This window comes from Comamonas composti DSM 21721, from assembly GCF_000429845.1.
In the GTDB taxonomy this organism is placed as follows: domain Bacteria; phylum Pseudomonadota; class Gammaproteobacteria; order Burkholderiales; family Burkholderiaceae_C; genus Comamonas; species Comamonas composti.
The window spans coordinates 87,892-98,636 of record NZ_AUCQ01000001.1 but is presented as its reverse complement, the minus strand read 5'-3'; the positions used below and the strand labels follow the sequence as shown (position 1 = coordinate 98,636).

At 65.2% G+C, this 10,745-nt stretch carries 7 protein-coding genes; 2 read left to right on the top strand and 5 right to left on the bottom strand.

Going from position 1 to position 10,745, the window contains the following annotated elements:
• Positions 1-260: 260 nt before the first annotated feature.
• On the bottom strand, positions 261-1,121 hold the full coding sequence (locus tag G486_RS0100390) for an isocitrate lyase/PEP mutase family protein (RefSeq protein WP_027013748.1): 861 nt from the start codon (positions 1,119-1,121) through the stop codon (positions 261-263).
• Positions 1,122-1,292: 171 nt separating this feature from the next.
• Here G486_RS0100390 and prpR point away from each other — a divergent pair, with 171 nt between their 5' ends.
• Positions 1,293-3,338 carry a propionate catabolism operon regulatory protein PrpR gene (prpR, locus tag G486_RS0100385; RefSeq protein WP_084454922.1) on the top strand — a complete coding sequence of 682 codons (2,046 nt, stop codon included), beginning with the start codon at positions 1,293-1,295 and terminating at the stop codon, positions 3,336-3,338.
• Here the strand turns inward: prpR and prpF are convergent.
• The 4 genes from prpF to prpC form a co-directional block, all read right to left on the bottom strand.
• Positions 3,328-4,527, bottom strand: a complete 1,200-nt coding sequence (gene prpF / locus G486_RS0100380; RefSeq protein ID WP_027013746.1) for a 2-methylaconitate cis-trans isomerase PrpF — start codon at positions 4,525-4,527, stop codon at positions 3,328-3,330. The genes prpR and prpF overlap by 11 nt on opposite strands.
• A 36-nt stretch (positions 4,528-4,563) precedes the next feature.
• Positions 4,564-7,179, bottom strand: coding sequence for a Fe/S-dependent 2-methylisocitrate dehydratase AcnD (gene acnD / locus G486_RS0100375; protein ID WP_027013745.1), 2,616 nt, complete (start codon positions 7,177-7,179; stop codon positions 4,564-4,566).
• 201 nt (positions 7,180-7,380) lie between these two features.
• Positions 7,381-7,779 (bottom strand): GntR family transcriptional regulator, encoded by a 399-nt coding sequence (locus G486_RS21220; RefSeq protein ID WP_084454920.1) that lies wholly within the window; start codon positions 7,777-7,779, stop codon positions 7,381-7,383.
• Positions 7,776-8,939, bottom strand: coding sequence for a bifunctional 2-methylcitrate synthase/citrate synthase (gene prpC, locus G486_RS0100360; RefSeq protein WP_027013744.1), 1,164 nt, complete (start codon positions 8,937-8,939; stop codon positions 7,776-7,778). Before prpC ends, G486_RS21220 begins: the two co-directional genes overlap by 4 nt.
• Positions 8,940-9,156: 217 nt before the next feature.
• Here prpC and G486_RS0100355 point away from each other — a divergent pair, with 217 nt between their 5' ends.
• Positions 9,157-10,605: a short-chain fatty acyl-CoA regulator family protein gene (locus tag G486_RS0100355; RefSeq protein ID WP_027013743.1), complete on the top strand. Its 1,449-nt coding sequence runs from the start codon at positions 9,157-9,159 to the stop codon at positions 10,603-10,605.
• Positions 10,606-10,745 lie beyond the last annotated feature (140 nt).

The window sequence follows — 10,745 nt, the reverse complement described above, 5'->3', positions numbered from 1 at the left end:
CCTCGCAATAGCACGGCTATTGCTGCGGTGTCGCGCCTCGTATCCCATCCCGCAAAGACACTGGCGCGGCACCGAGGAGATCGTAAACACGTTCTGAGCCCGGAGTCCGCTGTTGATTGCAAGGATTACCCTTTGCTTGCGTTGATGTCGGCCTGCATACCCGCTGGGCTATGGCGCAAGATTCGGAGCCTTGAAGGCAAACGAGTGCACGGCAGTGAGATGCTCTTTGCCGTGCACGCTCGCCGCCATATCGGCGGCGGTTATTGGTATTTTTTCTCCAGCCCATCCCAGAAGGGCTTGTTGACCAGACGCTGGCGCTCGGCGAAGGGGGTGACCACGTTGGGGTCTTCATCCACCTTGCGCTCGTTGCGCAATTGGGTCAGGGCTTTTTGCATGCCGGCCACGGCGCCTTGCAGGGCAGCGTTGGCATAGAGCACGAAGCCATAGCCGAGATCGGCCAGGGCTCCGGCATCGGTGATGGGCGTTTTTCCGCCAATGACCATGTTCATGAGCTGGGGCTGGGGCAGGCGCTGGGGCAGGGCACGGATTTCCTCGGCGGTGGTCACGGCTTCCACGAACAGGATGTCGGCTCCGGCTTCGGCAAAGCGTGCTGCGCGTTCCACGGCGGCCTCGAAGCCCTGGGTGGCACAGGCGTCGGTGCGCGCCATGATCATGGTGCCCTGGTCGCGGCGCGCATCCACGGCGGCCTTGATCTTGCCCAGCATTTCCTCGGTGGAGATGACCTCCTTGCCGCTGAAGTGGCCGCAGCGCTTGGGGCTGATCTGGTCTTCAAGCTGAATGCAGTCGGCACCTGCGCGCTCCAATGTGCGCACGGCATGGTAGGTGTTGAGCGCGTTGCCAAAACCTGTGTCGGCATCGACGATCAGCGGCAGCTCCACGGCTTCACGAATGCGCGCCGTATGGTCTGCAATATCGGTCAGCCCCATGAAGGCCTGATCGGGCAAACCGAACCACATATTCGTCACGCCGGCGCCCGTCACATAAATGGCTTCAAAGCCCATGTCGGCGACCACGCGCGCCGACATGGCGTTGAATGCTCCAGGAACAATGACGCCACGGCGGGCTTGGGCAAGGGTTTTGAGTTGCTGTTTGGTGTTCATGTGAGAGATGGTGTTGGGGTTGCACAGAGGCCGTGGCCTTGTCATGGCATGGGTGTTGCAAGCCCCGTGCCAATGAGAAGAGCAGGCGCATCAGGTCGCGAAAAAGGGCTTTTGCTGCGTGAGGACTGCAAAAAACCCGGCTTGTGTTGCATTGATGAAATAATCACTTTCATGAATGAAACACGTTCCATGCTGCAGACTGTCGCTCCCCCGGGTTTTGGCAAAAGCCTGCCTCTGGTGCTGACCGTGGGGCGCCATCGACTGGGCCAGGTGTTGGAGCGCATGGCCTCGGCGGTCAGCGATCAGGTGCGTGTGGAGCATGTGAGCGCATCTTTCGACGAGGCCGTGCAGGCCGTCGAGGCCTTGCATGCGGCCCAGCCCGTGGACGCCCTGGTGGTGGCCGGAGCCAGCGGCGCCTGGCTGCGCGAGCGCCTGGACATTCCCGTGGTCATGATCGAGGTGGGTGGCTTCGACCTGCTCCAGGCTCTGGCCCAGGCGCGTGTTCTCGCGGAGCGCGCGGCCGGCGCCAGGGCCGAGCAGGGCGCGCGGGCCAGCATCGGTCTGGTGTCTTTCGACCAGATATCGGATCAGCTCCAGCAGTTCGAGGCGCAATTCGGCACGGGCATCGTCCAGTTCAGTTACAGCGGGCCCGAAGATGCCAAGGCCTGTGTGCAGTCCTTGCGCGAGCAGGACGTGGGCGCCGTGGTGGCGCCGGGTCTGGTGGCCGAGCTTGCCGAGCAGGCCGGCATCCCCAGCGTGCTTTTGTATTCGGACGGGGCTGTTCTACAGGCTCTGCGTGATGCCGTGCTGCTGGCGCGCCACCGCCATGCAGAGCGTGCGCGTCATCAGCGCCTGGAAAGCGTGCTCGGCCAGTTGCAGGACGGCGTGGTCGCCGTCGATGCCCAGGGGCGGATCCAGGCCTTGAACTCCACCATGGCGGCTTTGCTGGGGACTCCCATGGCTGCTCTGCATGGACGCAGGCTGGACGAGGTGGCGCCGGTCCTGGGTGCAGGCCTGGTGCTGCAGGGGCGGCTGCGCGAGGGCGAGGCCAGCGAAGAGGTGGTGCAACTGGCCTTGCGCACCCTGTCCGTACGGCGTGCGCCCATCGTGGAAAACGGGCAATTGGCCGGTGCCCTGCTGGTCTGCCGCGACCAGGCAACGATTCAGCGAGCCGACCGCAGCCTGCGCGCCAGCGCCGGCCAGCGCGGCGCGGGCGTGCGCTGGCGCATAGAGGATTACGCGGGCGACAGCGCGGCGGCCAGGCGCGTGCGCAGCCTGGCGCGGCAGTTTGCGGCCAGCGATGCCACCGTGCTCATCCAGGGCGAGAGCGGCACGGGCAAGGAGCTGGTGGCCCAGGGCATTCACCGCGCCAGTGCGCGTGCGGCCCAGCCCTTTCTGGCCGTGAACTGCGCGGCTCTGGGCGAGAGTCTGCTGGAGAGTGAGCTGTTCGGCTATGACGAAGGCGCTTTCACAGGGGCCCGGCGCGGCGGCAAGACCGGACTCATCGAGGCTGCGCACACCGGCACGCTGTTTCTCGACGAGATCGGCGACATGCCTCTGGCCCTGCAATCGCGATTGCTGCGCGTGCTGCAGGAGCGCGAGGTATTGCGTGTGGGCGCAACCACGCCCGTGCCCGTGGACTTGCGCGTGATTGCCGCCACCCATGCCGACCTGCAGGCCTTGGTGGAGCGTGGCGAGTTCCGCCGCGATCTCTACTACCGCCTCGCGGTGCTTCGGTTGCAGACCCCGGGCCTGGCCCAGCGGGGCGCCGAGGACGTGGCCGCCATGGCGGCAGCCATGCTCCATCAGAGGCTGGGGGCGGTTGGTGTGGACCAGGCTGATGGCTTGCGGCGTGTGCTGCAGACGCTGCTTGAGATGGCCGAGGGACATGCCTGGCCCGGCAATGCGCGTGAGCTGGATAACTGGGTGGCCCGGCTGCTGGCCTGCCGACAGGATTTACTGGGAGTCAGGGAGCAGGGCCTCAAGACCAGCCTGCTGGAGCTGTTTCCCGAGCTGGCATGGCGCGAGGTAGGGGGCGCGTCTTGCGCCGAAGGGGCGCAAAAGCTGGAGCCCGAGCCCAGCCTCAGGCAGGCGCGGCTCACGGCTGAGCGTGAACGAGTGCGCGAGGTGCTGCAGCAAGTTCACGGCGATCAGCGCCGCGCCTGCGAGGTGCTGGGCATCAGCAGGGCGACGCTGTGGCGCAGACTCAAAGAGTAGGCTGCGGCACGCGAATCCAGCCCTCCATGAGAATGCGTGCACTGCGGCTCATCAAGGCCTTGGTGACTTTCCACTCGGGGCCGTTGGGGCCTGTTTCCTGTCGGGCTTCGGCGCCCACGCGCAGCGTGCCCGAAGGATGGCCAAAGCGCACCTGACTGCGCTGGCCGCCGCCCGCCGCGAGGTTGACCAGCGTGCCGGGCACGGCCGCTGCCGTGCCAATGGCCACGGCAGCCGTGCCCATCATGGCGTGGTGCAGCTTGCCCATGGAGAGGGCGCGCACCAGCAGGTCCACGTCGCCTGCCTCGATGTGCTTGCCGCTGGATGCGGTGTAGCCGGCAGGGGGCGCCACAAAGGCGACCTTGGGCGTGTGCTGGCGCGTGGCGGCCTCGCTCAGGTTCTTGATCAAACCCATCTGCAGGGCGCCCTGGGCGCGTATGGCCTCGAAGCGTGCCAGGGCTTCGGGGTCGGAGTTGATGGCCTCCTGCAGCTCGCAGCCCGTATAGCCGAGGTCCTTGGCGTTGAGGAAGATCGTGGGTATGCCCGCATTGATGAGGGTGGCCGCAAAGCTGCCCACGCCGGGCACGTCCAGCCGGTCCACGAGATTGCCGGTGGGGAACATGGCGCCGCCATCCTCGCCTTCATCGGCGGGGTCGATGAACTCCAGTGCCACCTCGGCCGCAGCAAAGGTCACGCCGTCGAGCTCGAAGTCGCCGGTCTCCTGAACCTGGCCGTTGGTGATGGGCACATGGGCGACGATGGTCTTGCCGATGTTGGCCTGCCAGATGCGTAGCGTGGCGATGCCGTCCTGGGGGATACGCGCCGCATCGATCAGGCCCATGTGGATGGCGCAAGGGCCGACGGCAGCCGAGAGATTGCCGCAGTTGCCGCTCCAGTCCACAAAGGCCTGGTCTATGGACACCTGGCCGAACAGATAGTCCACGTCGTGATCCGCGCGTGTGCTCTTGCTCAGGATCACGGCCTTGCTGGTGCTGGACGATGCATTGCCCATGCCGTCAATCTGCTTGCCGTAGGGGTCGGGGCTGCCCAGGGTGCGCAGCAAGATGGCGTCGCGCAGCTTGCCGGGCTGGCGCGCAGCCTCGGGCAGGTCTTGCAGGCTGAAGAACACGCCCTTGCTCGTGCCGCCGCGCAGATAGGTTGCGGCAATGCGCAGCTGTGGTGCTGGGTTCATGCTGGATACTCCATTTTTGATAGCTGCTTGCGCTTTTCAGGTATGCGCTACAGGCGTTTTTTGCTTGGAATTCTCGGCCAGAAAGTCCTGGGCGAAGCGCTGCAATACGCCGCCGGCTTCATAGATCGACACTTCCTCTGCGGTATCCAGGCGACACAGCACGGGCACTTCGGTGCGTGCGCCGGTCGTGCGGTAGATGTGCAGCGTGAGCTGGGCGCCTGGCTGGCGCTGGCCGACCACGTCGAAGGTCTCGGTGCCATCCAGGTGCAGCGTGTGGCGCGTGGTGCCGGGCAGGAACTCCAGCGGCAGCACGCCCATGCCTATGAGGTTGGTGCGGTGAATGCGCTCAAAGCCCTCGGCCGCAATCGCCTCCACGCCGGCCAGGCGAACGCCCTTGGCGGCCCAGTCGCGCGAGCTGCCCTGGCCGTAGTCGGCGCCGGCAATGATGATCAGCGGCTGCTTGCGGTTCATGTAGGTCTCGATGGCCTCCCACATGCGCATGACCTGGCCTTCGGGCTCGACGCGGGCCAGCGAACCCTGGCGCACCTTGCCCTCGCCATCGACCACCATTTCATTGAACAGCTTGGGGTTGGCGAAGGTCGCGCGCTGGGCCGTCAGGTGGTCGCCGCGGTGCGTGGCGTAGGAGTTGAAGTCCTCCTCGGGCAGGCCCATCTTGGCGAGGTACTCGCCAGCGGCCGAGTTCAGCATGATGGCGTTGGACGGCGACAGGTGGTCGGTGGTGATGTTGTCCGGCAGGATGGCCAGGGGGCGCATGCCGCGCAGCGTGCGCTCGCCGGCCAGCGCGCCTTCCCAGTAGGGCGGGCGGCGGATATAGGTCGACTGCGGGCGCCAGTCGTAGAGCGGGCTCTCGCTGATGCCGCTGTCCGCATGGATGGCGAACATGGGCTCGTAGACGGTGCGAAATTGCTCGGGCTTGACCGAGGCATTGGCCACGGCGTCGATTTCCTCGTCGCTGGGCCAGATGTCCTTGAGGCGGATCTCGCGCCCCTCGTACAGGCCCAGCACATCGTTTTCTATGTCGAAGCGTATGGTGCCCGCGATCGCATAGGCCACGACCAGGGGCGGCGAAGCCAGAAAGGCCTGCTTGGCATAGGGATGGATGCGGCCGTCGAAGTTGCGGTTACCCGAGAGCACGGCCGTGGTGTAGAGGTCGCGGTCGATGATCTCTTGCTGAATCGCGGGGTCCAGCGCGCCGCTCATGCCGTTGCAGGTGGTGCAGGCAAAGGCCACGACGCCAAAGCCCAGTTGCTCCAGCTCGGACTGCAGGCCGGCTTCCTCAAGGTACAGGGCCACGGTCTTGGAGCCCGGGGCCAGCGACGACTTGACCCAGGGCTTGCGTACAAGCCCCAGACGGTTGGCGTTGCGCGCCAGCAGGCCGGCGGCGATCACGTTGCGCGGGTTGCTGGTGTTGGTGCAACTGGTGATGGCGGCAATGATCACGGCGCCGTCGGGCATGGACGAGCCGTCCTGCGTCCAGGCGCCGGCAATGCCCTTGGCGGCCAGGTCAGCCGTGGCCACGCGTGCGTGCGGGTTGGAAGGGCCGGCCATGTTGCGTACCACGCTGGAGAGATCGAACTCCAGATCGCGCTCGTACTCGGCGGCCTGCAGCGCATCGGCCCACAGGCCGGCTTCGCGTGCATAGGTCTCGACCAGGGCGATCTGCTCGGGCGTGCGTCCCGTAAGCCTCAGATAGTCAAGAGTTTGCTCGTCGATCGCGAACAGCGCGGCCGTGGCGCCGTATTCGGGCGCCATGTTGGAGATGGTGGCGCGGTCGCCAATCGTGAGGCTGCGGGCGCCTTCGCCATGGAATTCCAGATAGGCGCCCACGACTCTTTGCTGGCGCAGGAATTCGGTGAGCGCGAGCACGATGTCCGTGGCCGTGATGCCGCTTTGGCGGCGGCCCGTGAGCCTGACGCCCACGATCTCGGGCAGGCGCATCCAGGAAGCGCGGCCGAGCATCACGTTTTCGGCCTCCAGCCCGCCCACGCCCACGGCGATCACGCCCAGGGCGTCCACATGCGGCGTATGGCTGTCGGTGCCGACCAGGGTGTCGGGGTAGGCAATGCCGTTGTCGGCATGGATCACGGGGCTCATTCGCTCCAGGTTGATCTGGTGCATGATGCCGTTGCCCGGAGGGATGACCTCCACGTTCTTGAACGCGCGCTTGCACCAGTCGATGAAGTGAAAGCGATCCTCGTTGCGCCGGTCCTCGATGGCGCGGTTCTTCTCGAACGCCTGCGGGTCATAGCCGCCGCATTCCACGGCCAGCGAGTGGTCGACGATGAGCTGCACGGGCACGACCGGGTTCACGGCGGCAGGATCGCCCCCTTGATCGGCAATCGCATCGCGCAGGCCGGCGAGATCGACCAGGGCCGTCTGGCCCAGGATGTCGTGGCAGACCACGCGTGCGGGAAACCAGGGAAAGTCGCGCTCGCGCTTGCGCTCCACGATCTGCGTGAGGCACTCGGTGAGCAGAGCTGGCTCGCAGCGGCGCACCAGATTCTCGGCATGTACGCGCGAGGTGTAGGGCAGGCGGCTCCAGGCTCCGGGGCGGATGGCCTCGACGGCTGCCTGGGCGTTGAAGAACTGCAGGTCGGTGCCTGGCAGGGGCTGGCGGTATGAGGTATTCATGGGGCGGGCTCGAAAAAGGCAAAGGCCGGCGTTATGGGGTTGCAGCTCTCGTAATGCAAACAGCGTGCCATGGCGGACTTGCCCATGAGGGTGCATGGGCAAAGGCTGGCCGGCCTTGGAGGGGGCGGGCCCGGATCGAAGTCTGGGGCCGCCAAGGGCTCAAGGTTGTTTCAATTCTGCTTCTGAATTGAAGTATTCATTTCAGAATTGATTTTCGGCAGGGTCTGAGCCCTGAGCCAGTTGCAGCCTGGCCTGGGCCAGGCCGTGCATGCTGCGCGTCAGCTCCTGAGGCGTGTTCTCGCTGTCATGGCGCTGCAGCAACTCACCCAGCAGCGCGTGCAGGCGCCGGGCCTCCTCGATCTGGGCCGGGCTCAGCACGGTCACGCTCATGCCGCGCCTGGCCTGGGCCGTGAGCAGGCCTTCATGGCACAAGAGCTTCATCGCCTCGCGCACGGGGGTGCGGCTCACGCCGAACTCCCGGGCCAGATCGCCATCGTTGACCGCACTGCCGGGCGGCAGGCGGTGCGCGAGAATCAGCTCGCGCAGCTTGTCGGCAATGGCAATGCACAAAGAGTGAGGTTGCAGCGGCCGGACGTTCATTGGCGTGCGTCTATGGGAGTGAACTCCAGATCGTCCGGGCCGATGTAGTTGGCGCTGGGGCGGATGATCTTGTTGTCCTGGCGCTGCTCGATGATGTGCGCCGCCCAGCCGCTGGTGCGCGCGATCACGAACAGCGGTGTGAACATGGCCGTGGGCACGCCCATCATGTGGTAGCTGACGGCACTGAACCAGTCGAGGTTGGGAAACATCTTCTTGGCATCCCACATCACGGCCTCGAGGCGGTCGGCAATGTCGTACATCTTGGTCGAGCCGGCTTCGTCGGACAGGCGCTTGGCCACGCCCTTGATGACCACGTTGCGCGGGTCGCTGATCGTGTAGACCGGGTGGCCGAAGCCGATCACGACTTCCTTGGCTTCCACGCGGCGGCGGATGTCGGCCTCGGCCTGGTCGGGGTTGTCGTAGCGCTTCTGAATCTCGAAGGCGACCTCGTTGGCGCCGCCATGCTTGGGGCCGCGCAGCGCGCCAATGGCGCCCGTGATCGCCGAGTACATGTCGCTGCCCGTGCCGGCCACCACGCGGGCCGTGAAGGTGGAGGCGTTGAACTCATGCTCGGCATAGAGGTTGAGCGAAGTGTGCATGGCCCGCTCCCAGTCGGCGCTGGGCTTTTGGCCGTGCAGCAGGTGCAGGAAGTGGGCGCCAATCGAGTCATCGTCGGTCTCGACCTCGATGCGGCGGCCGCTATGGCTGAAGTGGTACCAGTACAGCAGCATGGAGCCCAGCGATGCCATGAGCTGGTCGGCGATATCGCGCGCACCGGGCAGGTTGTGGTCGTCCTTCTCGGGCAGGGCGCAACCCAGGGCCGAGACACCGGTGCGCATCACGTCCATGGGGTGGCTGGCTGCAGGCAGTTGCTCCAGCGCCACCTTGACGTTGGCGGGCAGGCCGCGCAAGGCCTTGAGCTTGGTCTTGTAGGCACGCAGTTCGGCGCGCGTGGGCAGCTTGCCATGTACCAGCAGATGGGCAATTTCCTCGAATTCGCAGACTTCGGCGATGTCCAGGATGTCGTAGCCGCGGTAGTGCAGGTCGTTGCCGGTCTTGCCTACGGTGCACAGCGCGGTGTTGCCGGCGGTCACGCCGGAGAGTGCCACGGATTTCTTGGGTTTGAAGCTGCTGGCGGCGGTATCGGTGGGGGCGGTCATTGCAAAGTTCTCCTTGGATTCGTAGATGGGAAAAGCCCGGGCTGCATGCTTGCGTTCAGTGCTTGCAGCCTGCGATACTTCGCAATCTACGCATTCGCTGCATTCAGTGAAAGACCTGAATTGGCGAATGATGGCGAAGAAAAAAACGGAAGTTTGCGAAGTTTGCAAATTTCTTATCCAGCCAATGCCCGCAACGAATGAACCAGGAGCTTTATCCGTGGCCAAGACTTTCATGGGCCTGCGCTTGCGCAGCCTGCGCGCCGAACGTGGCCTGACCCAGGCGGCCATGGCCCAGACCCTGGGCCTGTCGCCCAGCTATCTGAATCAGCTAGAGCAGGACCAGCGGCCTCTGACCGTGGCCGTGCTGCTCAAGATCCACAAACTGCTGGGCGTGGATATCCAGCAGTTTTCCGAGGATGAGGAAGCCAGGCTGCTGGCTCAGCTGCGTGATGCGGTGGCGGTCCTGCCCCAGGCCGAAGCGGCAGTCCCGCTGCCCGAGCTGCGCGAGGCCGCGAGCAAGATGCCGCATCTGGCCCGGGCCCTGGTTGCCATGCACAGGCGCCATGCCGTGGATGTGGAGCGCATCGAGGCCCTGGCCAGCCGCCTGGGTGACGGGCGCAGCGAGGAGGAGAGCGGCAATGCACTCCTGGCCGGCGTGGTGCGGCAAATGCCTTTCGAGGCCGTGCGCGACTTCTTCTTTGCGCACCGCAATTACTTCGATGGCCTGGATCGTGCCGCCGAAGCCCTGGCCGCCCAGGCGCGCGCACATGGCGGCAGCCTGCAGGACTGGCTGCAGCAGCGGCTCATGGCCTCGCATGGCGTGCAGGTGGTGCGCGGCATGGGCGAGCATGGGGGGCGGCACAGACATTACGAGCCACAAAGCCGCAGCCTGTTCATCGCTCCGCAGCTGAGCCCGGCACAGCAGGCATTTCAGCTTGCCACCCAGTTGGCCCTGATCGAGCTCGCGGGCCTGATCGAGGCCGAACTGCAGACCGCGACCTGGCAGGACGAGGCCACGCGGCGGCTGGCCGCTGTCGGTCTGGCGAACTATGTGGCCGGGGCTCTGGTTCTGCCCTATGGGCCGTTCTTGCAGGCCGCCCAAGGCCTGGGCTATGACATCGACTTGCTGGGGCGGCAATTCGGCGTGGGTTTCGAGACCGTATGCCACCGCCTGTCGACCTTGCAGCGGCCCGAGGCCCCGGGCGTGCCTTTTTTCTTCATACGCGTGGACCGGGCCGGCAACATCTCCAAGCGCCAGTCGGCCACGCACTTTCACTTTTCCAAGACCGGCGGAACCTGTCCGCTGTGGAACGTCTACGAGGCCTTTGCCCAGCCGGGCCGCATCCTGCCCCAACTGGCCTCCATGCCCGATGGCCGGGTCTATCTGTGGATTGCGCGCTGCATCAGCCATGACGGTCAGGGCTTTGGTGCACCGGGAAAGACCTTCTCCATAGGCCTGGGCTGCGACTTGCAGCATGCGGCCCAGCTCGTCTATTCCAAGGGGCTGGATTTGCGCGACATCCACGCAGCCACGCCCATTGGCATGGGCTGCAAGGTCTGCGAGCGCAATGTCTGCCCGCAGAGGGCCTTCCCATTCGTGGGCAAGCCGCTGCGGATCAATGAGAACGAGAGCGGCTTTGTGCCTTATGGTGCAGCGGCAGCCTGAAGTTGTTGGAGGTCAAGGGTATTTGTATCGAGTACCATGGCTGTCTGCTATTTCTAGGGGTTAACACGGTATCTATTCATTCCGTGTACGGCCAGTCTCGTATGGAGCTCTTGTAGGATGGGGTCTGCATGAACTGATCT

Coding starts and splice junctions, on each gene's coding strand:
- G486_RS0100390 (WP_027013748.1), bottom strand. CDS start 1,121: ATGAACACCAAACAGCAACTCAAAACCCTTGCCCAAGCCCGCCGTGGC.
- prpR (WP_084454922.1), top strand. CDS start 1,293: ATGAATGAAACACGTTCCATGCTGCAGACTGTCGCTCCCCCGGGTTTT.
- prpF (WP_027013746.1), bottom strand. CDS start 4,527: ATGAACCCAGCACCACAGCTGCGCATTGCCGCAACCTATCTGCGCGGC.
- acnD (WP_027013745.1), bottom strand. CDS start 7,179: ATGAATACCTCATACCGCCAGCCCCTGCCAGGCACCGACCTGCAGTTC.
- G486_RS21220 (WP_084454920.1), bottom strand. CDS start 7,779: ATGAACGTCCGGCCGCTGCAACCTCACTCTTTGTGCATTGCCATTGCC.
- prpC (WP_027013744.1), bottom strand. CDS start 8,939: ATGACCGCCCCCACCGATACCGCCGCCAGCAGCTTCAAACCCAAGAAA.